Origin of the sequence: Mesorhizobium sp. M1365, from assembly GCF_040317865.1 — a bacterium.
Lineage (GTDB): Bacteria > Pseudomonadota > Alphaproteobacteria > Rhizobiales > Rhizobiaceae > Mesorhizobium.
Genome location: NZ_JAMYLG010000003.1, coordinates 1 through 25,810, shown reverse-complemented (window position 1 = coordinate 25,810; position 25,810 = coordinate 1). Strand labels below are relative to the sequence as shown.

Sequence of the window (25,810 nt, the reverse complement as noted above, 5' to 3'; positions counted from 1 at the left end):
TCTGGCGCAAGGAGTGCCTTACCCTCAGAAGGCTCGTGTCAAGCGGCTGTCTATTCCTGCGGGGGGTCGGACCGGCGCCCGCTACTGGTGAAGCCGACGCTGCGTGCCTCGTGCACCTCAGGCAATGTTATGCGATGCGTTTGTGACGTTCCTTCCGGTTCGAATCTGCTCTGTTGTGAAGCCTATAGCATTATAATAGTATAATTCTGATCGAAGGTGGGGAATGACGCATGCGATGCGATTTGAGAGGTAAGACAGCGCTGGTCACTGGTGCAGCGGGAGCGATCGGCAGCGCTATCGCCAAACGGCTGTCCGACAATGATGCTGCAATCGTTGTCGCCGATATCGACATGGAAGGCGCCGAGCGCGTAGCGGCAACCCTGAGCGGCGCGATGGCCTGTGCCGTCGACATCCGCGATCCCGCCTCGGTGGACGACGCGATCGCCGCCACCATGGCGCGCTACGGCCGCCTCGACATTCTCGTCAACAATGCCGGCGTCAACACACTGGCGCACCGCGTCACCATCGATGAATTCCCAGTCGAGGAATGGGATCGCATCACGGGCATCGATCTCGACGGCCTCTACATCATGAGCCGCGCGGCGCTTGTGCCGATGCTTGCCGCCGGCAGAGGCGGCCGCATCGTCAACATCGCCTCGGTGGTCGGCTTGGCGGCGATGCGCCTGCAGAGCCCGTTTGTCGCCGCCAAGGCCGGCATCATCCACCTGACGCGCTCGATGGCGATTGAACTGGGCGAAAAGGGCATCCTGACCAATGCGATCGCGCCGGGTTCAGTGATGACAGCGCTCACCGCCAAACTGTTCTATGGCGAGGACGGCAAGTTCGCCGGACGTACCGAGGAGTTCCTCGCCCATGTGCCGCTTGGCCGGCCGGCCCGGCCGGAGGAGATCGCCGAGGCGGTGCTGTTCCTTGCTTCCCCCATCGCCAGTTATATCAACGGCCAGGTGCTGGCCGTCGATGGCGGCTGGACAGCAGGATACATGATGTGAGTGCGGGCATGGAAATCGATCTCGAGGGCACTGCTTACGCAGTCGATGGCGACACAAATCCGGTGGCCGAGGCCGCACTTGCCGCGTTGCGGGCCAATGGCGGCCATCTGGTCGAGGGTTCCCATGCACGGGCCGCCGATATCCTGCTGATCTCCTGCGCGTTGTGGCCAGGATCGGCGACGCGCGATCCGCGGTCTCACTACGCCGATGCGCGCAAGGCTGCCGTGACCATGACCGAGCGCGGCAGCGGGCGCATCGTCTTCCTGCTGTCGGTGACCGCCGGCATGCCAATGCGCCGCCATCCGCGCTTTTCCATGGAGAACGCCTCGATCCTTGCCGGCATGCGCACGCTGGCCATGGAGTTCGGCCCTAAGGTGCTGGTCAATGCCGTCGGCGTCGGCGCGGTCGAAGATGAAACCATGGTTTCCGGCGACAAAGCGATGCTCAGCCACACGCCGGCCGGCCGCTCAGGCAGCATCGAGGAAGCGGTTGCGGCCGTGCTGTTCTTCTGCGATCCCCTCAACACCTACACGACGGGCCAGATGCTGAGCGTAGACGGTGGATGGACGGCAGGCTATGGGCGCAATTTCTGAATGGGTGAACATCGGATCGGGAGCGCTCGAAGTCGCCCTGGTGCCGCAGATCGGTGGCTCCGTGAGTTCGCTACGCTGGCGCGGCATCGACCTCATGCGCCGGCTCTCGGACGAGGAACGCGAGGCCGGCAATGTGCTTGGCGTCGCCATGTTCCCGATGATGCCCTACGCCAACCGCATCACCGGAAACGCCTTCGAGTTCGCAGCAAAACGCTGGCAGGTCCTGCCCAACAATCCGCCGGAAAAATTCAACGTGCATGGCAGCGGCTGGCAACACGCCTGGACTGTCACCAAGGCAGGCGCCATCGACGCGACGCTGTCGCTGGACATCGCCGCGGGACCGGAGCCCTATTCCTACCGCGCGACGCAGGCTTTCGTAGTCTCCGAGGAGGGCCTTAGCGTGACCATGACCCTGACCAACACTGGGCCGGTCGACATGCCGTTCGGCTTTGGCCTGCATCCCTGGTTCGATCGCAACCCGGACGTGACGCTGCAGTTCAAGGCCAGGCACTTCTATCTCGAAGGACCGGAGAGCATTTCCGGTGATCGGATCACGCTTCCACCCGAACTCGACTATGCCGAGACTCGGCCCTTGTCGGGCGGCTGGCGCAACAACGACTATGGCGGCTGGAGCGGCGAAGCGACCCTTCGCTTTCCGTCACGCGGCGTCGGGTTGCGGATCGCTGCGGATCCCGTCTTCAAGCATCTGATGCTTTATGCCGATCCCACAAAACCGTATTTCTGCGTCGAGCCGCAAACCAACGCCTCCGGCGCATTCAACCGGGGCAGATGGGACGATCCGAACGAAGGCGTGATCGTGCTTGGCCCCGGCGAGAACGCTGCTGGCACAGTCTTGTTCATGCCCTTTGCGGTTAACACCTAGAGCAGCCGCGCCAGTAGCCCGCCATCCACCTGCATGGCGCTGCCGGTCACGAAGGACGCGGCATCGGAGATCAGGAAGCCTATTGCCGTGGCGATCTCCGAAGGGTTGGCGATGCGCGCGATCCTGTTGGGCTCGAAGGACAGGCCCAGTGCTTCCGCACCGCCGGCCGCTTCCAGCCCGTCCAGCGTCATCCTCGTGGCGACGGAACCGACCAGCACGGCGTTGACGCGGATACGGTCGACGGCATAGTCAAGCGCCATCTGCCGCGACAGGCCGACGACCGCCGCCTTTGTCGCGGCATAGGCAGGCACACCGGGAACCGTTGCGTCGGCATGCACGGAGGCGATGTTGACGATCGAGCCGCCGCCAGCCGCGCGCAGCAGCGGCAAGGTCGCGCGGCAGACGCGAAAGATGGCCGTCAAATTGACGGCGATGGTCCTGTCCCACTCCTCGTCGGAAAGCTTTTCAAGCCGCTTGCCGGTCGGATAGATGCCGGCGCAGTTGATGACCGCGTCGAGACCGCCAAACCGCCCTGTCGCTGCCGCCACGGCCGCCTGCACCTCGGCCTCGCGGGTGAGGTCGCTCTGGTGAAAGATCAGCTGGCTTCCGGTATAGCGACCGGCGAGCGCGTTTCCCTCTTCGCCATCCAGCCCTGCGCCAAAGACCTTGGCACCTTCGGCGGCAAGGTACTCCGCTGTCGCCCGGCCGATACCGGTCGCAGCCCCCGTGACGAAAACGCGTTTGCCGGCAAAGATCATGCAGAGACCTGTGAAGCTATCGCGTGGCGTTCCGCTTGCGCTGCCGTCACCGAGCGCAGCACGCGGTCTTCGCCGCCTTCGCCGCGGCCGAATTCGTCGACGATGCGGCCATCGGCAACGACGAGGCAACGGTCGCAAAGGCCGATCAGTTCTTCAAGCTCGGAAGCGACGATGAGCAAGGCCACGCCCTTCTCGGCGAGCTCAACCACAAGCCGGTAGATCTCGTGCCGGGTTGCCGCGTCGACGCCCTTGGTCGGCTCGTCGAGCAGCAGCACTTTCGGCGCCCGCATCAGCACGCGGGCAAACAGCAGCTTCTGCTGGTTGCCGCCCGAAAGATGGGTGACCGCGGTCTGCGGCGACGATGCCTTGACGTTGAGCGCGCGCATGGCGGCGAGAATCGAGCTGCGTTCCAGTCCGCCGCGCACCATGCCATGCCGCGATAGGGGCGCGAGATTGCCGATGGTGATGTTGGCGCCGACCGGCAGGTTGAACAGCAGGCCGTCGCGCTTGCGATCCTCGGTCAACAAGGCGATGCCGGCGGCGCGGGCATTGCTTGGCGATTTGATCGCTACAGGCTGATCAGCGACACGGATTTCGCCCTCGGCCGGCACCCGGCCATAGATGCCGTGCAGGATCTCGCTGCGGCCGGAACCGAGCAGCCCCGCCAGTCCAACGATCTCGCCGGCGGCCACCGAGAGGTTGATATCCTTCGCGCCATGAACAGCGCCGCTGTGGCCGGCGACAGTGAGACGGCGGACCTCCAGCGCGGTCGGCGCGCCGACAGGTGCAACATGCTCGGGAAACAGCCGATGCAGCCTTTGGCCCGACATCGAGAAGATGAAGGTCTCGGCATCGAAATCCTCCCTTGCGATGCGTACCGCCACTTGTCCGTCACGCAGCACGGTGGCGCGGTCGCAGATGGCGAGCACTTCGGGCAGGCGATGGGTGATGTAGATCATCGCCACGCCTTGCGCCTTCAGGCGCCGCAGTACGCTGAACAGCGCGTCGACTTCCGTGCCCGACAGCGAGGCCGTCGGCTCGTCCAGCATCAGCACGCGCGGCTTCAGCACGATGGCGCGCGCAATCATCACCAGATGGCGCTGCGCCGAGGTCAGCGACGCGACATAGGCCCGGGGATTGATGTCGATGCCAAGCTCGGCAAAGATCGCGCCGGCGCGCTGCTCGAGCTGGCGCTGGTGGACGAGCATGCCGTCACTGAGACCGGTCCGGCCGGCAAAGACGTTCTCGGCGACCGAAAGCTGCTCGAGCACCTCGATTTCCTGCGGCACATAGCCGACGCCGTTCGACCGCGCATCGGCAGGCGAGGCGAAACTGACCGGCCGTCCGTCAAGTTGGATGGCGCCGGTGTAGGAGCCGGCCGGATGCACACCGTTGAGGATTTTCACCAGGGTCGATTTGCCGGCGCCATTCTGCCCAAGCAGGGCATGGATTTCGCCCGATGTCACATCGAAGTCGACACCACGCAGTGCTTGCACGCCGCCAAAATTCTTGGCGATTGCGTGGGCCGAGAACAGAGGCGCTTGGGCGGTGTTGGACACGGCGATCCTCTCAAAAGGCACCGGGCCCGCGCAAGCGGACCCGGCGGGAGCTGTTACTGGCCGGCGCTGTCCAGCATCTTGTAGTAGGGGGCGAGGTCGGCTGATGTGATCACCTTGGCCGGCAGCGGATTGCTGTAGGGCACGGTCTTGCCCTGGGCCAGATCGCCCAGCAGCTCGGCGACCTTGGCGCTCTCTTCATAGAGCGGCTGCGCGACGATGCCGTAGGCGGCGCCCGATTTTACCAGATCGAGGTTCTGCCGAATATAATCCATGCCGATGATGACGACATCGCGCCCGGCCTTGCGGGCCGCCCCCGACCAGGTCTGGATGCTGTTGCCGGTAGTGCCGAAGGCGGCGGTCACGTCGGGATTGCCTTGCAGGATCGCCACCGCCTTGGCTTCCGCCGCCGAGGGTTCGAAGCCTTCCATTTGGGTGTCGAGCACTTTGATGCCGGGATATTTCGCGGCGATGGTCTTGCGGAAGGCATCCGACATGGCGTTTTCGGTGTCGTTGGAGGCGCCTTGCGTCAGTGCCACCGTGCCCTTGCCGCCGAGCTTGTCGCCGATGGCGATCGCGGCGTTGGTCCCGGCCTCGGCGATGTTCTCGCCCGTTGCCGCTTTCAGCCCGTTTACGGTCCCTTCGGGCGGCAGCACGTGCCAGGTGACGATCGGGAAGCCCTCCTTGGCCAGCTTGGAGATGTAGGAATAGATGGCCGGATCGGGACCGTAGACGCCGATGGCATCGTATTTGGTGCGGGCGAGGGCGGCTTCGGCAAGCGGCAGCGTTGCGGGGATGTCCCAGTTGGTGGCGCTCGGGTCGCCGACGACCTCGCAGGTGTAGCCGAGCTCTTTGCACTTGTTGAGGAAACCGGCCTGCATCAGCCGGTGCACGGGATGATCCTTCATCGCCTGCACCCAGAGCAGGTGGATGTCCGCCGCTCGGGCCAAGCTCACCGAGCCCAGCGAGGTGGCAACGGCCGCCGCTACCAATGCGGCTCGGATCACCCTCTTTTTCAAATGGATTTTCATGTCTTACCTCCCTTGGTTGGCCGGCATTTTGCCGGTGCAATATCCACGGCCTCTCAAGCGCCGGCGATGAAATAGCGGCGGCGCACGATGTCGAGGCCGACAGCCATGACCATGATCACGCCGACCGCGATCTGCTGCCAGTTGGAGTTGACGCCGATGACGACGAGGCCGCTTTGCACCACTTTCAGCATGAGAATGCCGACGACGCCGCCGGCCACCGTGCCGGCGCCGCCGAACAGGCTGACGCCGCCGACCACGACACCGGCGATGACCGTCAGTTCCCAGCCGCTGCCGATCGAAGTGCCGCCGCTGCCGAGATCGGCCATGACGAACATGCCGGCGATCGCCGACAGCGCGCCGACGGTGATGAAGGCGCCGATCTTGTAGGCGCTGGTCTTGATGCCGACGAGATGCGCCACTTCCTTGTTGCCGCCGGTGGCATACATGTTGCGCCCGAGAACGGTGCGCCGCAGCACGAAGTCGGCAAGGATGGCGGCGACGATGAAGAAGGCAAAGCTCCAGCCCAGCCCAAAGGCGAGATCTGTGCCACCGATCGTGTTGATCGCCTCGGGCAGCGGATAGACGGGATAACCGCCCGTCACCACCTGGATCAGGCCCTGGCCGATGAACAGCATGCCGAGCGTCTGGATGAAGGCGGGGATGCCGACCCTGACGACGATCAGGCCATTCAGCAGGCCGATCAGGGCACCGACGGCAACGCCGCCGAGAACGCCGACGGTCACCGGCAGGGCGGCCGCGGTCATCAGCTTGGCGGCGATCACGGCGGACAACCCGGCCACCGAGCCGACCGACAGGTCGAATTCGCCGGCGACCAGCAGGATGGTCTGGCCGATGGCGATGATGCCGACAAAGGAGACGACGTTGAGAATGGCGCGGATGTTGCGCTCCGACAGGAAAGCCGGTTCGATCAGCCAGAAGAAGGCGATCAGCAACGCCATGGCCGCCAGCACGCCGACTTCGCCGACGGCAATCAAGCCTATCAGTCGCCGCCGGAACGATCGCGCGTCCCGGAGCGGCGCGCTCACCTCAGCCGCGCTGTTCATCCTGACCTCCCTGGCGGCGCCTGTCGCCGGCTCTTGCGGCCGACTCCATTCACCTGTGCCGATCCTGGCGCACTCCTAGCCAGCTCCATCGCTGGAATGCATTCGCGCCAACCGCTATGAATGGGCGTTTACGCCGCGGTCCGCGGGACATTGCTGACGGATCGCGCTCTCTTGGAGCATGGTGATGGTCGACGAGCTGCCGGCGGGCGAGAAGAAGCGGCAGCGCCTTGGTGTTCGCGAGATCGCCAAGCGCGTTGGTGTCGCGCCGATGACGGTATCGCGGGCGCTGTCCAATCCCGACATGGTCTCGCCCGAGACGCGCGCGAAAGTGCTTGAGGCTATCGAGCAGGCCGGCTTCGTGCCCAACCGGCTGGCCTCCAGCATGCGCGGCAATGGCCGCATGATCGGCACGGTGGTGCCGCCGCTGATCAATTCGGGCATTGCCGAACAGGTGCAAGGCATGTCGGACGAATGCCATGAGAGCGGCTACTCGATGCTTCTGGTGCAAGGCGAATTCACGCAGGAGGCCGAGGAGAAATCGATCCGCAACCTGCTTGGCTGGCGCCCGGTCGGCATGATCCTGCAGAGCTTCGTACAAAGCGAGGCGGCGCGCGGGCTTCTGAGGAGCAGCGGTGCGCCGATCGTCGAGATTTCCGAAATCAAGGGCCGCAAGCCGATCGACATGGTGGTCGGCGTCTCCAACTTCGAGACGGCCTATGCCATGACCATGCATCTGGCCGCCAAGGGCTACAAGCGCATCGGCTTCGTCTCGACGCCGATCCATGGCAATGATCGCCTACAGCAGCGCCGCACCGGCTATCATGCCGCGCTCACCGAACTCGGCATCAAGAACCATGCCGACATGGAGGTCGAGGTGCCGATCACCGCGCAAGGCGGCGCCGAGGCGCTGGTGACGCTGACCTCCCGTCACAGGGATATCGATGCCATCTTCTTCTCCAGCGACACGCTGGCCGTCGGCGCCGTGCAGGAGTGCCACCGCCGGCGCTGGGCGGTGCCGGGCAGGATCGCGATTGCCGGCTATGGCGACATGGATCTGGCCGCGCAGCTCTATCCGCCGCTGACCACGGTAAAGGTCAACCGCTACGAGATGGGCCGGCGCGCCGTGCGGCAATTGCTGGCAAGGCTCGGCGGCGACACCAAGGTGCCGACCATCACCAGCCTCGGCTTCGAGATCGTCGACCGCGAAAGCGCCTGATCAGGGTTTCTTCCTGCCGCTCTCTTCACGTCGTCCGAGGCGCTTTTCCCAGCCTTCGGCGTGGACATTGAGATAGGCATCGGGATCGTTGGGATGATCCTTGATCGCATCGATGTTGAGATCGATGCCGAGCCCCGGCGCGTCCGGCAACGACAGGTGGCCATTGTGGAGATTGACGGTTGGGTGCCAGGTCACCAGGTCGCGTGTCCACGGGTCGTTGAAGGCGTCGAAATGCTCCTGGATAAGGAAATTCGGCACCGCTGCCGCGAGCTGCAGGCACACCGCCGTAGCCACCGGTCCACCGCTCTGGTGCGGCGCGATATGGCTGCCATGCGCGAGCGCCAGATTGGCCACCTGCATCGACGGCCCGATGCCGCCGAGCGACATCGGCTCAGGCTGGAAGATGTTGACGCCGCCGCCGGCGGCCAGCGTGTAGAACTGGCCGACCGTGTCGTACATCTCGCCGGTCGCAACCGGGATCGGCGAGCGATGCGCCACTTCATGCACGGTCTCCTGCCGGTCGCGCGAGGTCGGCTCCTCCCACCAGTAAATGTCGAGATCGGAAAATTTCTGGGCTGCCTGAAGCGCCGCGATCTCGGTGAAGCGGGCATGCACGTCGATCAGGATCAGCGTGTCCGTGGGCAAGCTGTCGCGCAGCATCCGGCAGATAGCGTAGGAGAGGTCCAATTCCTCGCGCGAAATAAACCCTTGCGCGGTGCCGAAAGGGTCGAGTTTGAATGCCTTAAAACCCTTGGCCAAAACCGCTTTGGCGGCCTCGAGGAAGGCTTCCGGCATGCGTTCGGTGCGGTACCACCCATTGGCGTAGCCGAGCACGCTGTCGCGCACCTGGCCGCCGAGCAACTGGTGGATCGGCACGCAGAGGCTCTTGCCCAGGATATCCCAACAGGCGACCTCGATCGCCGCGATCACCGTGCGGTGGATATGGCCGCCATCGAGCGAAACGCTGTCCAGCAAGCGCTTGGCCAGCGCGTTGATGCGGCGCGGGTCTTGGCCGATGGCGAGATGCTTGAGCTCGTGCACCCCGGCTTCGGTGGTCTTGATGAAGCCGTTCAGCGTGCCTTCGCCAACGCCGTGGATGCCTTTGTCGGTATGCACTTTGACGAACAGCCAGTTCTTCCAGCCCGCGCCGACGGCAAAGGTCTCGATCTCTGTGATCTTCATGCGGCAGTCCTAATTCAGGGCGGCGATCGTTGCGATGACGGCCTCGGTCGTCAGGCCGTACTTCGCTTGCAAGGTCGGCACCGCGCCGCATTCGATATAGCGGTCGGGCAGGCCGATGCGCGTTACCTTCTTCGCGATGCTGGCATCGAACAAGGTCTCGACCACAAGGCTCGCCAAGCCGCCGACAACAACATGGTTTTCCGCCGTGACGATATGGTTAAAGCCGGTCGAAAATTCGGCCACCGCCTCGGCGTCGAACGGTTTTATCGTCGGCACGTGCAACACTCCGACGGAGATGCCTTGTTTGCGCAAGGCTTCCGCCGCGTCCAGCGCTCGCTCGGTCATCAAGCCGGTCGAGATGATGCCGACATCCGAGCCTTCGCGAAGCTGTCGCGCTCTGCCTATTTCAAAGCGATAGCCAGCTTCAAATACCACCGGCACGTTGCCACGCAGCAGCCGCATATAAACTGGACCACGATACTCGGCGATCGCGTCGGTCGCAGCCTCGATCTCGGTGGCATCGCAGGGGTCGATGATGGTCAGGCCGGGGATCATGCGCATCAGCGCCAGGTCCTCAATCGCCTGATGCGTGCCGCCATAGCCGGTGGTCAATCCCGGCAGTCCGGCAACGATCTTGACGTCGAGGCTGGAGTGGGCGAGCGCGATGGCGACGAAATCATAGGCGCGCCGGGTCGCGAACACACCATAGGTGGTGGCGAAAGGCACCTTGCCGGTGCGCGCCAGTCCGGCAGCGACGGCGACCAGATTCTGCTCGGCCATGCCGACATTGAAAAAACGTTCCGGAAAGGCATCGCGGAACGGCAATATGTCGGTGTATTTGCCGAGGTCGGCGGTCAGCCCGACGATGTCGGGGCGGCTCTGGCCAAGCCGCGCCAAAGCCTTGCCGAACGGTGCCTCCACGCTCCGTTGGCCACCGCCGACCGCTTCGTCCTGGCCCATGGGCAGCGTGCGTCCGGGCTCAATCGCCGTGCTGCTCATTGGGTTGCTCCCACGGTCTTTTCGAACTCGGCGATGATGCCGTCCCACTGCGTCATGTCTATGCGGAAGAAATGCGATTTCTCGCTGGTCTCGATGCGCGGCACGCCCTTGCCCGGCAATGTGCGCAGCACGATCGCCTTCGGCTTGCCGTTGCGGTCGCGTGCGCCGGCCAGCGCACCGACCACCGCCTTCATGTTGTTGCCGTCAATCTCCGATGTCTGCCAGCCGAAGGCGCGCCATTTGTCGGCGACCGGTTCCATATCGAGCACCGCCGGCCCATCGGCCTGTATGCCGTTGCAGTCTATCAGCGCCACCAGCCCGTCGAGCCTGAAATGGCTGGCCGACATCGCCGCTTCCCAGGTCGAGCCTTCCTGCATTTCGCCATCGGACAACTCGACGAAGACGCGCGCGTCGGATTTGTCGACGCGCAAGCCCAGCGCCTGGCCGACGCCTTGTCCTAGACCATGGCCGAGCGAACCGCCGATGACCTCGACGCCGGGCGTGGTGTCGAGTGTCGACATTTCCAGCCGGCTATTGTCGGCGCCGTAGGTGGTGAGTTCCTCGACCGGGATGATGCCGGCCTCGGCCAGCGCCGCCCACAGTGCAATGGAATAGTGTCCGGTAGACAGCAGGAAGCGGTCGCGATCGGGCCATACCAGATTCTGCGGATCGTAGCGCAGTTCGTGGAAGTAGAGCGCGGCCAGCACATCGGCGATGCCGAGGCCCTGGCCGATATAGCCTTGGCCCTGTCCGCGCGCCATGGTCAGCATGTGCCGGCGCAGCCGTGTCGCCTTGCGTTCGAGCGCGCCAATATCGGCACTGCCGGGTGGGGAATTTCGCAACATAAGGTCAGTCCTTGTCGAGCCCGCCCGACATGTTGAGGCGCTCAGCGGTCATGTATTTGGGCGAATCGAGGCAGAGCCAGACGACGGCCTCGGCGACTTCGGAAATCTCGGCGCGTCGGCCGAGCGGGATCCGTCGGGTGCGCTCGTCGAGGAAGGCTTGCAGGTCGTCGCGGCCATTGGCGCGGGCGAGGTCGACCTCGGTCGACCGCTGCATCTCGGTGTCCATCATGCCCGGCGCCAGGCTGTTGACCAGTACACCGTAGGGCGCCAATGCAACCGCCGCGGCGCGGGTGATGGAATCGACGCCGGCCTTGCTCGCCGTGTAGGCGGTGTAGTCGGGCAGCGCCATGCGCGAACCGGGTGAGGTGATGTTGATGATGCGCCCCGAACGCTGCTCGCGCATCACCCGGCCAGCCGCCTTGCAGGCCATGGCAAGTGCCGTGACATTGAGCGCCAGCGTGCGTGTCCAGGACTTGTAAGTGGCGTCGAGGAACGGCTCGATCACACCATAACCGGCATTGTTGACGAGGATGTCGATACCGCCCCAACGCGCGACCACCTTTTCGACAGCTGCCTCCGGCGCGCCTTCCCTGGTGAAGTCGCCGATGATCGTCTCGGCCTCGGAGCCTTTCTCCCGAACAAGGCGAGCGGTCTCGGTCGCGCCTTCGGCGTTGATGTCGGCGATGGCGACCGCGCATCGACGGGCCGCCAATTGTATCGCCACCTCGCGGCCAAGGCCGCCGGCGGCGCCCGTGACCAGCGCTCTGCGTGGCGTGGTATCGAGAATTTCGGCAGGCATGCGAGCACCCTCCCGGTGGCCATCTTGACGGAAATTGATACCGGTACCATAAATGGCTGTCAACGGGGATGTGCTATTGTCCGCCGACCCAGCGGTCGGTCGGTACAGGGAGGAAAAAATGAAAGTCGTCGCGCTCGAAACGCTGCAACTGGCGGAGTTCCCGTTCCTGTTCTGGCTGCGCGTCCACACCGATGCCGGCCTCATCGGCACCGGCGAGACCTTCTGGGCGCCGGGGCCGGTCGCCTCCTACATCCACGACAATGTCGCCGCTTACCTTCTGGGCAAGGACCCGCGCGACATCGAACTGCATGACCGTACGTTGGGCAGCGTCTATGTCGGCGCGCGCGATTCCGGCGCCGAGGTGCGTGGCAATTCCGCCGTCAACATCGCACTCTGGGATATATATGGCCAGGCGCTCGGCGAGCCGGTCTGGCGGCTGCTTGGCGGCCGTACCCACAAGACCGTGCCGATCTACAACACTTGCGCCGGCTACAAACATGTCCGCGCCACGAAGAAGAACGCTCTGTTCGAGCGCGGCGAGGACTGGTCGCTCAAGGCAGGCGATTCGAACGAAGGCCCGTATGAGGATCTGCTCGCCTGGCGCCACAATGCCGGCGACCTCGCCAAAAGCCTGAAATTCGAAGGTATCAAGGCGATGAAGATATGGCCGTTCGACATTGCCGCCGAGGCCTCGAACGGTACGCGCATTTCGCTGGCCGACCTCGACAGCGCGCTGCAGCCGTTCCAGAAAATCCGCGACGCCGTCGGCCGCGACATGGAAATCATGGTCGAACTGCACGGCCTGTGGACCTTGCCGCCGGTGCTGCGCATCGCCGAGGCGCTGAAAGCCTACGACGTCGCCTGGCTGGAGGAGCCTATCCGCTACAACGAGCTCGACGCCATGGCCGAGCTTGCCCGCCATACCTCGATCCCGATCGCCGCCAGCGAGCGGCTCGCGTCGCGGCAGATGTTCAAGCAACTGATCGACAAGCGCGCCGCTTCGGTGATCATGATCGACCTCGCCTGGTGCGGTGGTCTGTCCGAGGCTCGCAAGATAGCCAACATGGCCGAAGCCAGCGAACTGCCGGTCACCTTGCACGACTGTACCGGGCCGATCGTCTATGCCGCCAGTTGCGCCCTGTCGGCGACCTTGACGAACGTCAATTATCAGGAAGCGGTGCGGGCCTATTTCACCGGCTGGTACACCGAGATCGTCGCCGACATTCCGCTGGTCAGCGACGGCCATGTCGTGCCGCTGGAGGGGCCGGGACTTGGCCTCAGCTTGCGGCCGGAGCTGTTCGAGCGTCCCGACGCCACGGTCCGGATCACCAAAATCTAGCGCCCGCGCGCCTCTGTTCAGTGTCGGTAGACATTATGCTATTATAATCTATTATGCGCCGAAGCGGGCGACCAACAAGCTCGCCGCCGGCGCTCTGCCGTCCGGCGTCAGACGTATTCAGGGAGGCTTTGGTGGCAATGTCTGCGGCGCGCACGCGCGAGGAGTCCAGGGGTGCGCCAAACCTCCCCGACCGCAAGATTCTGCTCGATCTGTTCGAACGCATGGTGCTGTTGCGCCGCTTCGAAAGCATCGCCCAAATCGCCTGCCGCAAGGGCGAAACGCCCGGCTTCCTGCATCTCTATATCGGCGAGGAGGCGACGGGCGTCGGCGTCTGCGCGCATCTCAGGCCGACCGACTGGGTCACATCAACCCATCGTGGCCATGGCCACGCGCTGGCCAAGGGCGCCAACCCCGGACGTGTGATGGCGGAGCTGTTCGGCAAGGTCGACGGCATTTGCGGCGGCCGTGGCGGCACTATGCATCTCTACGACCGTTCGGTCGGCCTGTTTGGCACCAATGGCATCGTCGCCGCCGGCATCGGCCATGCGGTCGGCATCGGTATGAGCGCCCGCCAGCTGGGCCGTGACGACATCGGCGTGGCCTTCTTCGGCGATGGCGCCGCCAATCATGGTGGCTTCCACGAGGCGCTTAACTTTGCCGCCGTGCAGCGCGCGCCGGCGGTGTTCGTCTGCGAGAACAATCTCTACGCCACCGCCACGCCGCTGAAATCCGTCACGCTCAATCCCGAAATCGCCACCAGGGCCGCGTCCTACGGCATGCCAGGCGTTGCCGTCGACGGCAACGACGTCTTCGCCGTCTGGCTCGCCATGAAGGAAGCGACTGAGCGCGCCCGCGCCGGCAAAGGTCCGACGCTGATCGAGGCCAAGACCTATCGCACCGTCGGTCACCATGAGGGCGATCCAGTCATCGGCACCTACCGCACGCAGGAAGAACTCGACGCCTGGATCAGGCGCGATCCGATCGACATGTTCCGCAAGAAGCTGGTCGAGGACTATGGCATCGCCGACGCGGAAGCTCTCGCCGCCATCGAAACGCGGATCGAGAAGGTGGTCGAGGAAGCGCTGAGCTTTGCCCGCAATTCGCCCGAGCCCGATCCGGCAACGGTGCGCCTGCATGTCTTTGCCGATCCGATCAACCCGCCGGCAGCGCTGCAGCCGCGCGCCGTCGGCGAGACGCGCACGCAAGGCTGGCTCGAGGCGGTACGCGACGGCATCGCCGAGGAAATGCGCGCCAATCCGGCAATCCTCTATTTTGGCGAAGGCACCGGCGAGCGTGGCGGCAGCTTCGCCCACACCAGAAACCTCTGGCAGGAGTTCGGCGCCGAGCGCATGGTCGATACGCCGATTTCCGAACAGGGCTTCACCGCCGCCGCCGTCGGCGCCTCGGCTACCGGCGCGCGCACGGTCTCCGACCTGATGTTTGCCGACTTCGCCTTCGAGACCGCCGGCCAGATTTTCCTGCAGGCCGCCAAGCTGCGCTACATGACCAGCGGCCTGATGAGCGCACCGATGGTGGTGCGCGTCGGCGCCGGCGCGCTGCGCAGTTCCGGCCCGCACCACAGCGGCATCTATCATCCGGTCTTCGCCCATATGCCGGGCCTCATCGTCTGCGTTCCCTCGAGCCCGGCCGATGCCAAGGGGCTGATGAAGACAGCGCTGAGGGCCGGCGATCCTGTCATCATGCTCGAACCCAAGGCGCTGTTCGCCTCCAAGGGCGAGGTGCCGCTTGGCGAACATTTTGTCCCGTTCGGCGTCGCACGCATCGCGCGGGCCGGCACCGACATCACCGTCGTTGCCGCAGGGCAGATGGTGCAGCGCGCGATTGAAGCGGCGGAGGCATTGGCGGCCGAAGGCATCGAAGCTGAGGTGATCGATCCGCGCACCATCATGCCGCTCGACATCGAGACGATCGTCGCCAGCGTGCGCAAGACCCATCGCCTGCTCATCGTCGACGAGGCCTGGGCGATGTGCGGCCTGGGTGGCGAGATCGCGCAAGCCATCAACGAACTTGCCTTCGATGAACTCGACGCTCCGCCCGGAAGGCTGCACACCGCGCCGACCTCGCATCCCTTCGCGCCCGTACTGGAACGCGCCATGCTGGTCGACACGGCGCGCATCGTCCAGGGCGCGCGCGACGTCATCGCCGGCAAGCCGCCGATTCCCGATCACTGGTACACGGTCGGCCTGAAAAGTGCCGCACCGGCTAAATCGGCACCTGCTCCCGCCAAGGTTGCGCCCGCTGCGCCGCAGGTACCCGCCGCCGGCGACGACGAGCCGGTGACGATGCCGTTCGGCGATCTCACCGTCAGCGAAGGCACCGTCATCAAATGGCGGAAAGCGGTCGGCGATGCGGTCAAGGAAGGCGAACTGGTCGCCGAGATCGAGACCGACAAGGCCGTGGTCGAGATCGAGGCGCCAGTCAGCGGCACGCTTGCCGCGATCGACCAGCCGGTCGGCGCCGTGGTGCCGATGGGCGGCCGCATTGGCGGCATCAAGAAATAGTCACCACTCTCCCTGTAAAATCCGAAGGGCAAGCATGAAGATCCTGTGCGCCAACTGGCAAGCCGCCGATGAAGCCGAACTCGAGCGCGAGCACTATCCCGACATCGAGTTCATCCTCGCCAGATCGACCAATGACAAGCCAGCCATGCTCGATCCGTCGGCCTGCGAGACCGCCGATGCGGTCATCAACTATTCGCCGACCCACAATGTCGCTGCCGCTCCCACCGCGTTTCCCAAGGCCAGGATCGCGGTACGCTCGGGCGTCGGCTTCGACAACATCGACACGGCAGGCTGGGGCGCGCGCAAGATACCGGCCTGCAATGTGCCGGACTATGGTACAACCGAAGTCGCCGACCACGCCATCGGCCTGATGCTGGCGCTGACGCGCGGCACCTCCGCCTATGGCGCGGAACTCACCGGCAATGGCGCCGAAGGCTGGCATTTCTCCAAAGCGCCGCTGGTGCGCCGGCATAAGGGCGCCACCTTCGGCATTGTCGGACTTGGCCGCATCGGCCTCGCCACGGCCCGCCGCGCAGCCGCCTTCGACATGAAGGTGGTGTTCTGCGACCCGCATCTGTCGTCCGGCGTCGACTTGTCGACAGGCTACCAGCGGGTCCATTCGCTGGCCGAGCTCATGGCGCGCGCGGATGTGGTGAGCGTCCACACGCCATTGAGCGAGGAAACCCGCAAGCTGCTTGGCGCGGCGGCCTTCGCCGCGGCCAGGCCCGGGCTTGTGCTGATCAACACCGCGCGCGGCCCGATCGTCGATCTCGACTTGCTCGAAGCAGCCATGCGCGCGGGTACCGTCACCGGCGCGGGGCTCGACGTGCTGCCAAGCGAACCCGGCGATCTCGAACATCCGCTGCTGGCGGCATGGCGACGCCGCGAAGCATGGATCGCCAACCGCCTGATCGTCACCCCCCACGCCGCCTTCTACAGCCCGGCATCGATGCGCGATCTCCGGCTGAAATCGATCGAGGTCGTGCACGCATATCTTGCGGAGGGGCGGCTGACCAACTGCGTCAATTCAGAGTATTTGAAATGAACGCAATGGCGGCGCAGGCAAGGCGTCTCGCCGTTTCCCCATACGCCCGCCGCCTGGCGCGCGAGCGTGCGCTGCCGCTCGAAGTCCTTCGCGGCAGCGGCCCCGGTGGCCGCATCCTCGCTGCCGATGTCACCGGCTACGTTCCGGCTGCCACGCTGGTCGTTTCGCCTGATATCGCCGCCCCAGCGGCGGAGCCTTCCACTGCTGCGCCCCGGATCGCTGCCTTTGCGACGTCCGTTGCCCTCCGCGCGCTGCGAGACCTGCTGGCGGCACTGGAGAGCTCTGGAAGGCTGTTCGACATTGACGACGTGCTGCTGCGCGCGGCGGGCAGAGCATTTGCCGAGATACCGGACGCCGCCAGGATCGGCACCGCATCCGTGGCGCTGGAACTGGCGGGCCGGCAAGCCGTGTTCGACATGATCCCCGAAATGTCTCTGACATCGCTGTGGGAGACGCGGCTCACTGCTTTGGCCGACAGTCGTGACGATGCGGAAAAACCTGCCGCATTGTCCCTGCGGGTGTTGCCGGCAAGCGACGTCAGGCCGCTCATGATGCCGCTTCTGCCAGCCCGCGCCATGCGCTTGACCGTCTCGCTCGACACATCAGGCGATCACGCCGAGTGCCTGCTGATGGCGGATACGGGAAGCATTGACGAGGCAGCGGCGGCCTTATGGCTTTCGAGCCTGAAAGCCGCGATCGAGCATCCGCTTCGGCTCTTCGTCTGAGACGGTTGATGATCGTCGGGCTTGTTTTTTGATCCCAAAACCGGAGCCACTTTTGGGTGACATGCAATAGCCTCCGGCGCAGGAAGCTATTATAAAAGCTTCGACACAGGCGCGACGAGGCACATGGATCACTCCGTTCCCACCATCGACAGTCTTCCCAAGCGCACACTTGGTCGCGCCAACGGCCCGCTTTACCGCCAGCTCGCCGACATCCTGCGCGAGCCGATCGGCAACGGCACCTTTCCCGTCGGCGGCGAACTGCCGAAGGAGGCGACCATCGCCGAACATTTCGGCGTCAGCCTGATCACCGTACGGCAAGCGTTGCGTGACCTCGAGGCCGACGGGCTGATCAGGAAGCGGTCGGCCAAACCGGCTGTGGTCACGGCGCGCAGTCCATCGGTCAACCTGAGCTGGAAATTCAAGAACTTCGCCGACATGGCGGCCTTCACCAAGGACGCGCAACTGACGGTGAAATCCTATCGCAAGGAGGTCTCCCCAGTGCTCCAGCGCCATTTCGGCATGGGCAAGGACGAAGCGGGCTACTGCTTGCGCGGCATCCTGTCGGTGGGTGAGCAGAAGAAAGCTCAGATCACCAGCTATTTCCCGCCAACTGTCGGAGCGAAGCTGAAGCGGGAGGATTTTTCCGACGTGCTGATCTTTCGTTCGGTGCAACGGCATCTCGGCCTGCGGCTGGACGTCGCGCATGTCACGGTCCGCGCCGAGATCGCCGATGAGGTCATCGCGGACGACCTCGGCATCGCTCTCGGCAGTGCGGTGCTGAGTGTGGAGATGCTCTACCAGTCGGCCGACCAGCAGAGCATCGAGTTCACCATCGCGCGGCATCCGGCCGATCTCTTCAGCATCAGCTACGACGCGCCGAACGATCTGGCCTGAACCCGATCGGCGGCATTGGCGCGCGTCGATTTCCTGGTCCCGGTCATGGACAGCTTTATAAAATTATAATAGCATCATAGCTAGGATGGAGGCTGCGCCGGGAACCACGATCGAACGTGGATGCGCAGCCGCATCCGACGTCGAGCATTTGCCTGGTGCGTGTCGCCCAAGTGCACAGTGGTTCTGGGGTAGCGGCGTGCACAAAACAAAGTCTGTCCATAAGGGGGTGTGCGGCGAAGGCACTTGATAGGCAGCGGCGTTCGCGCGGCTGACACCAAACACGGGAGGAGGAAAATCATGAAAGCAGGCGCATTCTTCGCCGGCCTTGCGGTGATCGCGACGACTTTGCTGTCGATCGATACCGTGCCGGCCAACGCACAGGACAAGAAGCCCTACACCATCTATCTGTCCAACAATTTCGTCGGCAACGACTGGCGCCAGCAGATGCTGCGCAGCGCCGACATCGCGGTCACGAAGCCGCCGCTTGCCGGTCGCGTCGACCTCAAGGTCGAGGTGGTCGAGACCACGGTCCAGGCGCAGATCAATTCCCTCAACAACATCGTTCGCAACAAGCCCGACGCCATCGTCATCGACGCGGGCTCCGGCGAAGCGCTCAACCCGACGATCGAGAAGGCCTGCAAGGCCGGCATCGTGGTCATCGCCTTCGACCAGATCGTCAGCGCGCCCTGCGCTTACACGATGGAGTCCGACTGGGGCCGCGCACCGCGCGTGGAGGCCGAATGGCTGGTCAAGAAACTCGGCGGCAAGGGCAAGATCCTCGTTGATCGCGGACTTGCCGGTGCTCCGATCTCCGCCCAGCTGCAGGGTGGGTTCGAGGAAGTCATCAAGAAATATCCCGGCATTGAAGTGGTCGGTTATTTCAACGGCGACTATGCGCTGGGACCGGAACAAGCCGGCGTCGCCAGCCTGCTGGCGGCGCACCCGCAAGTCGACGCCATCTTCGTCCAGGGCTACGGCGCCGGAGCGATCAAGGCCCTGCAGGACGCCGGTCGTCCGATCGTTCCCATCACCGGCAGTCCGTTCAACCTGACGACGACGACCTGTGCGCAGACCCAGGGCGCCCAGTGCATCCTTGCACCCAACCCTGCCTATCTGTCGGCCGAGGCCTTGAAGCTGGCGGTGGAGATACTCGACGGCAAGAAGCCGGCGGAGAAAAAGATCCTGCTGCGCAACGCCTTCCTCACCACCGATCCGGTCCCGTCAGGATTGTATCCCGACGCGACCATGCAGAAGATAGAGGTCGGCAAGAATGCCTTTCCGGACATGGCGCCAGGCCTGTTTCTTCCCGTCAGCCCGGGCTGGGTTGAAATCACCCCTGCCGAGGCCGCCGGCGCCAAATGAACGACGTCTGCCGATCGGCGGCGAAATGGTCGCCTCGAGGCTCCTCCAATGCGCCTTGGCTTAAATTGACAAGGCGCATTGGTACCGGTATCAATTTATGTGCAGCACCCATCAAGATGGCGAAGTCCGTCACCGGCTGATGCAGGAAACACGAAGGAGGAGAGATCATGAAACTGAAGACAGTTTGCGGCGGATTGGCAGCTCTTGCCATGTCCGCAATCGCGGTGAGCACCGCGCCGAGCCACGCCGAGAACAAGAAGACCTACACCATCTATCTCTCGAACAATTTCGTCGGCAATGACTGGCGCCAGCAGATGGAGCGTGTCGCCAACGTTTCGGTGAACAAGGGGCCGCTGAAGGGCCGCGTCGACCTCAAGATCGAGAATGTCGAGAACACCGTCCAGGCGCAGATCAATTCGCTGAACAACATCATCCGCCAGAAGCCGGACGCCATCCTTGTCGATGCCGGTTCGGACTCGGCCTTGAATCCGACCATCAAGAAGGCCTGCGACGCCGGTATCGTCGTCATCAGCTTCGACCAGGTGGTGACCGAACCCTGCGCATTTGCCGTCGCGTCCGACTGGGATCGCATTCCCTCGGTGATGGCCGAGTGGATGGCTACGCAGCTTGGCGGCAAGGGCAACATCATCCTCGACCGTGGTCTCGCCGGGGCGCCGATCTCGGCACAGTTGCAGCAAGGCTATGAGAAGGTGTTGGCCAAATATCCCGACATCAAGGTCGTCGGCTACTACAACGGCAACTATGCACTCGGTCCGGAACAGTCGGGTGTCGCGGCCCTGCTTGCCGCCAATCCGAAGATCGACGGCATCATGACGCAAGGCTATGGCTCCGGCGCTATCCAGGCGCTGAAGGATGCCGGCCGCCCGATCGTCCCGGTCGTCGGCTTCTCCTACAATGTCGCCGCCGTTACTTGCGCGCAGACGCAAGGCGCCAAGTGCATCCTTGGCTCCAATCCTGCCTATCTCTCCTCGGAAGCGATCAAGCTCGCGGTCGACATTCTCGACACCGGCAAGAAGCCCGCCGAGCGCTCCGTCTCGGTCAAGGGTGATTTCGTCACCACCGATCCCTTCGAGTCCAAGCTTTACCCGGGCACCAAGATGATCAAGATCGCGATCGGCAAGAATGCATTTCCGGACCAGGCGCCCGGCCTGACGCTGCCGATCACGCCCGACTGGGTCGAGATCACCGCTGCGGAAGCCGCCGGTACCAAGTAAACTCCTGTCAAACGCCCCTGTCTCCCGGCGGCGCAAGGTGTCGGGAGAGCTTTTCGAAGGCGCATTCATGGACCTCGTCACCGTCAAAGGCTTGTCCAAACGCTATGGCGGCATCGTCGCGCTGAGCGAGGCGACGTTCAGTGCCCGCGCCGGCGAGGTGCACGCACTGCTCGGCGAGAATGGCGCCGGCAAAAGCACTTTCATCCAGATCCTGTCGGGCGCCGTGACGCACGACGGCGGCTCGATCCTGGTCGATGGCCAGGACTATCGCCCGGCCAATCCGGACGCCGCCCAGGCGCTCGGCATCGCCGCCGTCTTCCAGGAACTGTCGCTGATCCCCGATCTCAGCGTCGAACAGAATATCTGGTTCCGTCACGAACCACGGACATTGCTGCGCATCGTCAACCGCGGCGAGATGCGCCGCAAGACGCTGGCGCTGCTCGACAAATATAGTTTTCCGGCATTGCGTCCCGACCAGGAATTGCGGCGGCTGACCCTGGCCGAACGGCAGATTGTCGAGATTGCCAAGGGCTTGGCCAAGGACCCGCGCATCCTGATCCTTGACGAAGCGACCTCGGCGCTGCCGGCGCGGGAGGCGGAGTGGCTGCTCAATTTGACGCGGCAATTGGCGGCCGAAGGCCGGCTGGTGATCTTCATTTCGCACCGCATGGCCGAGGTGCGCGCCATCGCCGACCGGCTGACCATCTTTCGCAATGGCAGCACCGTCGCCGCGCACGAGGCGAACGCCGTGTCGGACAACGAGATCGTCACGCAGATGATCGGCCGCCATCTGGACAGGCTTTATCCGGAGCGTGTGTCCACAGCGACAGACCACATCGCGCTGAGGGTCAGGAACTTCTCCAGCGGCAGCCGGCTCTCCGGCGTCGACTTCACGCTGCGCGAAGGCGAGGTGCTGGGTGTTGGCGGCTTGCAGGGCCACGGCCAGCGCGACCTGTTCCAGGCGCTGTTCGGCGCCAGCAAGGCGAGCGGCACCCTCGAACTCTGGGGCAAGCCGGTCTCGATCGGCAATCCGCGCCAGGCGCTGACAGGTAAGGATGGCATTGCGCTGGTGCCGGAGGACCGGCGCGGGCAGGGCCTGCTCCTGACCAAGAGCGTGCGCGAGAACCTGACCCTGTCCGTTATCAGGCGTTTTACCGAAAATGGCTTGCTCAGCCGACAAAAGGAATTGGCTCTGGTCAAGGAAATGGTCGACTTCCTGCGCATCAAGGCAGGCACGCCGGAACAGCTCGCCGGCACGCTATCCGGCGGTAACCAGCAGAAGGTGATCTTCGGCAAGATGCTGCTCACGCAGGCGCGCGTTTTGTTGCTGTACGATCCGACGCGCGGCGTCGATGTCGGCACAAAGGGCGAGATTTTTCAGCTGATGCGCGACCTCGCGGCCAAGGGCTATGCGATCCTGTTCCATTCCAGCGACATGCCGGAACTGGTCCATGTCGCCGACCGGGTGCTGGTGATGCGCAATGGCCGCATCGCGGCGACGCTCGAAGGCGACCGCATCTCGGAGGCGGGCATTTTGCGCGCCGCCATGCTCGAAAGCGAGGCGGCTTGAGGCATGGTGATGTCCGCGGAGCAAACTGTGGGGATGGCGCAACGACCTGCCGAAATGAAATGGACGAGGCCCGGCATCGACTGGCGCGGCCGCCTGCTCGACCGCGCGCCGTTCCTTGTCGCCTCCCTCATGCTGGCCTTGATCGTTGCCATCTATGGCAGCCTGCAGGCCGGTGTCTTTTCGCTGGACGAACTCAACCTCGACACGGCCGCGGCTATGACGCTGATGCTGGCGGCAACCGGCCAGACCATCGTGCTGGTGCGGGGCGGCATCGACCTGTCGATTGGCGGCATGATCAGCCTCGGCACGGTGATCGCGGCGACGCGCTTCACCGATGATCCGTCGGCCACAGCACTTTGGGCGCTGATCATCCTAGCACTCGGCTTCCTGATCGGCGCACTCAACGGCCTGCTGATCTCGCTGCTCAAGCTGCAGCCCTTCCTGGTGACGCTTGCCACCTGGTCGATCCTCAACGGCGTCGCCATGATCATCCTGCCGACCGATGGCGGCAGCGTTCCCGGCTGGTGGGTCGGCTTCGCCTCGGCACAGCTTGTCGGCCTGACGAGCCCGGTCTGGATGCTGCTGGCGCTGCTCGTGTTCTGGTGGTGGTTTCGCGCGACGCGTGTCGGCATAGCCATCCAGGCGACTGGTTCCAACGAGAAATCAGCCTTCCTGTCCGGTGTTTCGATCACCCGCGTCAACCTCGTCACCTACGGCCTGTCCGGCCTGTTCGCGGCCGGCGCGGCGCTGTTTCTGGTGACGCAGACCGGCGCCGGTTCGCCGACCATCGGCAAGGACTATATCCTGCCTTCGGTCGCGGCCGCGGTCATCGGCGGTGTCAGCCTGTTCGGCGGTCGCGGCCATCTTGCCGGCACGGTGATCGGCGCCTTCGTGCTCACCCTCATCGGCAATCTCGTCTTCGTCCTGCATGTGTCGAGCTACTGGCAGCCGGTCGCTTCCGGCATCATCCTCCTGCTCTCGGTGCTTGCCAGTTCCGTTGCCGAAAAAGCCGCAAGGAACCGTGTCCAATGAGCGCCTTCCTTGCCCGCAACCGCCTCATCGTACTCGCCTATGCCGGCATGGTTGTGCTGCTGCTGGTCACGGCTTTGTTCTCGCCGGGCTTCCTCTCAGTATCCAACATGCGCTCGACTATCGTGCTGGCCGCCTTTGTCGGCATCGTCGCGCTCGGCCAGACCTTTGTCATCATAGGGGGCGGCATCGACCTGTCGGTGCCTTGGGTGCTCAACTCGGCGGCAATCGTCATGGCGCTGCTCTGCGGCGGTCGGGATCTGCCGCTGGTCTGGGTAATGCCGCTGCTGTTCGCCGGCGGCGCCTTGATCGGGCTGTTCAATGGCGTCGGCGTCGCCCGGTTCGGCGTGCCGCCGATCATCATGACACTCGCGACCAATGTCATCCTGCAAGGCCTGATCCTGGTGCTGACCGGGGGCTCGCCGACACCCTCGGCACCGGCCTTGATCCAGTTCCTGTCGGTCGGCCGCATCGGCGGCTTCCCGGTCATCGCGCTGATCTGGCTCGCGCTGACACTGGTGGCGACGCTGCTGCTGTCCAAGGCGGCATTCGGCCGCCATCTTTATGCGCTCGGCACCAGCGCCACGGTCGCTGAATTCTCCGGCGTGCCGACGGCGCGCACCACCATCCTGACCTTTGTCATCTCCGGCCTCACCGCCGCTTTCGCCGGCATGTTGCTCACCGGCTATTCCAGCCAGGCTTATCTCGGCATGGGTGACGCCTATCTGTTCACCTCGATCGCGGCAGTCGCCATCGGCGGCGCCTCGATCCTCGGCGGCAGCGGCCACTATCTCGGCACCGTCGCCGGCGCCATGGTGCTCACCATCCTCACCGGCCTGTTGCCGGCGCTCAACCTGTCGAGCGGAGCGCTGCTCATCGTCTATGGCGCGGTGATCCTGCTCACCGTGTCGATCGGCAGCGAGACCTTCGCCGGTCTCGGCGGCAAGATGCGCAGAAAGGAGAGCTGACCATGGTCGAAATCACCTGTGTCGTCGATGCCAGGGCCGAGCTCGGCGAAGGCACGCTCTGGGACCCCAAGGCCGGCGTGCTGTGGTGGATCGACATCTGGAAGAAGCTGATCCATCGCTACGATCCATCGACCGGCAAGGACGAGGTCTTCGAGACGCCGGAATATCTCGGCTGCCTTGGCCTGCGCGAGAAGGGCGGCCTGGTGCTGACCATGACAAACGGCTTCCATTTCTTCGACCCGGCAACCGGCAGGTTCGAGGCGATCGTCGACCCGGAAGCGCATATGCCGAAGACCCGCTTCAACGACGGCAAGCCGGACCGCCAGGGCCGCTTCTGGTCGGGCTCGATGTTCGAGGTGCCGGGCCAGCCGATCGAATTCATCGGCGCGCTCTACCGGCTCGATCCAGACCTTTCGGTCCACAAGATGATCGACGGCATCGGATGCTCCAACGGGCTCGCCTGGAGCCCGGATTCGAAAACCATGTATTTTTCCGACAGCCATGCCGGCGCGGTGTGGGCCTATGATTTCGATGCCGCCACCGGCGAGATCGAGAACCGCCGCACCTTCATCGACATGAGGGCGACCGGCGGCGTCGCCGACGGTGCCACCGTAGATGCCGAAGGCTGCTACTGGGTGACCATCCCAGTGACCGCCAAAGTCTGCCGCTATGATCCCGACGGCGAACTGATGGAAACCGTGATCTTGCCGACCGACCTGCCGACCTGCTGCGAATTCGGCGGCAAGGACCTCGATATCCTCTACGTCACCTCTGCCGTACTCCGGCGTCCGGCCAGTCACTTCGTCCGCCAGAAGCATCCGGGCGGATTGTTCGCGCTCGATGTCGGCGTCAAGGGCCTTATCTTGCCGGCGTTCAAGGGCTGACCCGCTTTGGCTAAACAGCCGGCATAACCAGCGGTGTCTCGAACTTGCGTATCAAAGGCGACATCAGGACATCTGCTTGGTAAAGACCGCTTACGGCGCCTCTGCGACGTTCGTTGGCACCACCAGATAGCAGGCTCGGCCCCTGAAATCATTGAAGATTTTTGGACAGGGCGCTACCAAAGTTTCAGTTTTTGTTGTTATTTCAACAGCTTATCCTGCGCGGCCTGAGACATAGGTGACGTTTTGTACCGGACACATGGGTAACACTTTTGGCTTTTGGCCGGAGGTGTTGATGCCGTGG

The 25,810-nt window shown here is 64.1% G+C and carries 23 protein-coding genes; 15 read left to right on the top strand and 8 right to left on the bottom strand.

Annotated features, from left to right (window positions below; translation table 11 throughout):
- Positions 1 to 242: 242 nt before the first annotated feature.
- From NKH04_RS04350 to NKH04_RS04340, 3 genes are read left to right on the top strand one after another with little or no spacing between them, the layout of a single operon-like run.
- Positions 243 to 1,010 (top strand): SDR family NAD(P)-dependent oxidoreductase, encoded by a 768-nt coding sequence (locus NKH04_RS04350; protein ID WP_353044037.1) that lies wholly within the window; start codon positions 243 to 245, stop codon positions 1,008 to 1,010.
- Between the two features lie 8 nt (positions 1,011 to 1,018).
- A complete protein-coding gene (locus tag NKH04_RS04345; protein WP_353044036.1) occupies positions 1,019 to 1,603 on the top strand; it encodes an SDR family NAD(P)-dependent oxidoreductase in 585 nt (194 codons plus the stop codon).
- Positions 1,587 to 2,486, top strand: coding sequence for an aldose 1-epimerase (locus NKH04_RS04340; protein WP_353044035.1), 900 nt, complete (start codon positions 1,587 to 1,589; stop codon positions 2,484 to 2,486). The genes NKH04_RS04345 and NKH04_RS04340 overlap by 17 nt, the downstream gene beginning before the upstream one ends.
- On the opposite strand, the gene NKH04_RS04335 is transcribed toward NKH04_RS04340, so the two are convergent.
- The 4 genes from NKH04_RS04335 to NKH04_RS04320 are packed head-to-tail and all read right to left on the bottom strand — an operon-like array spanning position 2,483 to position 6,895.
- The gene (locus tag NKH04_RS04335; RefSeq protein ID WP_352539251.1) at positions 2,483 to 3,244 is read right to left on the bottom strand and encodes an SDR family NAD(P)-dependent oxidoreductase; all 762 of its coding nucleotides are present in this window, start codon (positions 3,242 to 3,244) and stop codon (positions 2,483 to 2,485) included. The genes NKH04_RS04340 and NKH04_RS04335 overlap by 4 nt on opposite strands.
- Positions 3,241 to 4,803 (bottom strand): sugar ABC transporter ATP-binding protein, encoded by a 1,563-nt coding sequence (locus tag NKH04_RS04330; protein ID WP_352539250.1) that lies wholly within the window; start codon positions 4,801 to 4,803, stop codon positions 3,241 to 3,243. Before NKH04_RS04330 ends, NKH04_RS04335 begins: the two co-directional genes overlap by 4 nt.
- A gap of 53 nt (positions 4,804 to 4,856) precedes the next feature.
- Positions 4,857 to 5,831 carry a sugar ABC transporter substrate-binding protein gene (locus NKH04_RS04325; protein WP_352685398.1) on the bottom strand — a complete coding sequence of 325 codons (975 nt, stop codon included), beginning with the start codon at positions 5,829 to 5,831 and terminating at the stop codon, positions 4,857 to 4,859.
- A 53-nt stretch (positions 5,832 to 5,884) separates the two neighbouring features.
- Positions 5,885 to 6,895, bottom strand: a complete 1,011-nt coding sequence (locus NKH04_RS04320; protein ID WP_352539248.1) for an ABC transporter permease — start codon at positions 6,893 to 6,895, stop codon at positions 5,885 to 5,887.
- A gap of 184 nt (positions 6,896 to 7,079) precedes the next feature.
- Here NKH04_RS04320 and NKH04_RS04315 point away from each other — a divergent pair, with 184 nt between their 5' ends.
- Positions 7,080 to 8,111, top strand: coding sequence for a LacI family DNA-binding transcriptional regulator (locus tag NKH04_RS04315; protein WP_353044034.1), 1,032 nt, complete (start codon positions 7,080 to 7,082; stop codon positions 8,109 to 8,111).
- Here NKH04_RS04315 and NKH04_RS04310 read toward each other — a convergent pair whose 3' ends face one another.
- The 4 genes from NKH04_RS04310 to NKH04_RS04295 are packed head-to-tail and all read right to left on the bottom strand — an operon-like array spanning position 8,112 to position 11,936.
- Positions 8,112 to 9,293 (bottom strand): mandelate racemase/muconate lactonizing enzyme family protein, encoded by a 1,182-nt coding sequence (locus NKH04_RS04310; RefSeq protein WP_353044033.1) that lies wholly within the window; start codon positions 9,291 to 9,293, stop codon positions 8,112 to 8,114.
- A 9-nt stretch (positions 9,294 to 9,302) separates the two neighbouring features.
- A complete protein-coding gene (locus NKH04_RS04305) occupies positions 9,303 to 10,292 on the bottom strand; it encodes a transketolase family protein (protein WP_353044032.1) in 990 nt (329 codons plus the stop codon).
- Positions 10,289 to 11,137 carry a transketolase gene (locus NKH04_RS04300; protein ID WP_353044031.1) on the bottom strand — a complete coding sequence of 283 codons (849 nt, stop codon included), beginning with the start codon at positions 11,135 to 11,137 and terminating at the stop codon, positions 10,289 to 10,291. The genes NKH04_RS04305 and NKH04_RS04300 overlap by 4 nt, the downstream gene beginning before the upstream one ends.
- 4 nt (positions 11,138 to 11,141) lie before the next feature.
- Positions 11,142 to 11,936, bottom strand: coding sequence for an SDR family NAD(P)-dependent oxidoreductase (locus tag NKH04_RS04295; protein ID WP_352539243.1), 795 nt, complete (start codon positions 11,934 to 11,936; stop codon positions 11,142 to 11,144).
- A 118-nt stretch (positions 11,937 to 12,054) separates the two neighbouring features.
- Here NKH04_RS04295 and NKH04_RS04290 point away from each other — a divergent pair, with 118 nt between their 5' ends.
- The 11 genes from NKH04_RS04290 (at position 12,055) to NKH04_RS04240 (ending at position 25,509) form a co-directional block, all read left to right on the top strand.
- Positions 12,055 to 13,275: a mandelate racemase/muconate lactonizing enzyme family protein gene (locus NKH04_RS04290; RefSeq protein ID WP_352539242.1), complete on the top strand. Its 1,221-nt coding sequence runs from the start codon at positions 12,055 to 12,057 to the stop codon at positions 13,273 to 13,275.
- Between the two features lie 137 nt (positions 13,276 to 13,412).
- Positions 13,413 to 15,797 carry a thiamine pyrophosphate-dependent enzyme gene (locus NKH04_RS04285; protein ID WP_353044050.1) on the top strand — a complete coding sequence of 795 codons (2,385 nt, stop codon included), beginning with the start codon at positions 13,413 to 13,415 and terminating at the stop codon, positions 15,795 to 15,797.
- 34 nt (positions 15,798 to 15,831) lie between these two features.
- Positions 15,832 to 16,842, top strand: coding sequence for a C-terminal binding protein (locus NKH04_RS04280; protein ID WP_353044030.1), 1,011 nt, complete (start codon positions 15,832 to 15,834; stop codon positions 16,840 to 16,842).
- Between the two features lie 5 nt (positions 16,843 to 16,847).
- Positions 16,848 to 17,567 (top strand): E3 binding domain-containing protein, encoded by a 720-nt coding sequence (locus NKH04_RS04275; protein ID WP_353044029.1) that lies wholly within the window; start codon positions 16,848 to 16,850, stop codon positions 17,565 to 17,567.
- Positions 17,568 to 17,690: 123 nt separating this feature from the next.
- Positions 17,691 to 18,461, top strand: a complete 771-nt coding sequence (locus NKH04_RS04270) for a GntR family transcriptional regulator (RefSeq protein ID WP_352539239.1) — start codon at positions 17,691 to 17,693, stop codon at positions 18,459 to 18,461.
- Positions 18,462 to 18,758: 297 nt separating this feature from the next.
- A complete protein-coding gene (locus NKH04_RS04265; RefSeq protein ID WP_352539238.1) occupies positions 18,759 to 19,823 on the top strand; it encodes a sugar ABC transporter substrate-binding protein in 1,065 nt (354 codons plus the stop codon).
- Positions 19,824 to 19,990: 167 nt separating this feature from the next.
- The gene (locus tag NKH04_RS04260) at positions 19,991 to 21,058 is read left to right on the top strand and encodes a substrate-binding domain-containing protein (protein ID WP_352817877.1); all 1,068 of its coding nucleotides are present in this window, start codon (positions 19,991 to 19,993) and stop codon (positions 21,056 to 21,058) included.
- Positions 21,059 to 21,125: 67 nt separating this feature from the next.
- A complete protein-coding gene (locus NKH04_RS04255) occupies positions 21,126 to 22,628 on the top strand; it encodes a sugar ABC transporter ATP-binding protein (protein WP_353044028.1) in 1,503 nt (500 codons plus the stop codon).
- A 54-nt stretch (positions 22,629 to 22,682) separates the two neighbouring features.
- Positions 22,683 to 23,660 carry an ABC transporter permease gene (locus NKH04_RS04250; protein WP_353012956.1) on the top strand — a complete coding sequence of 326 codons (978 nt, stop codon included), beginning with the start codon at positions 22,683 to 22,685 and terminating at the stop codon, positions 23,658 to 23,660.
- Positions 23,657 to 24,625, top strand: a complete 969-nt coding sequence (locus NKH04_RS04245; protein ID WP_352539234.1) for an ABC transporter permease — start codon at positions 23,657 to 23,659, stop codon at positions 24,623 to 24,625. Before NKH04_RS04250 ends, NKH04_RS04245 begins: the two co-directional genes overlap by 4 nt.
- Before the next feature lie 2 nt (positions 24,626 to 24,627).
- On the top strand, positions 24,628 to 25,509 hold the full coding sequence (locus NKH04_RS04240; RefSeq protein ID WP_352539233.1) for an SMP-30/gluconolactonase/LRE family protein: 882 nt from the start codon (positions 24,628 to 24,630) through the stop codon (positions 25,507 to 25,509).
- Positions 25,510 to 25,810 lie beyond the last annotated feature (301 nt).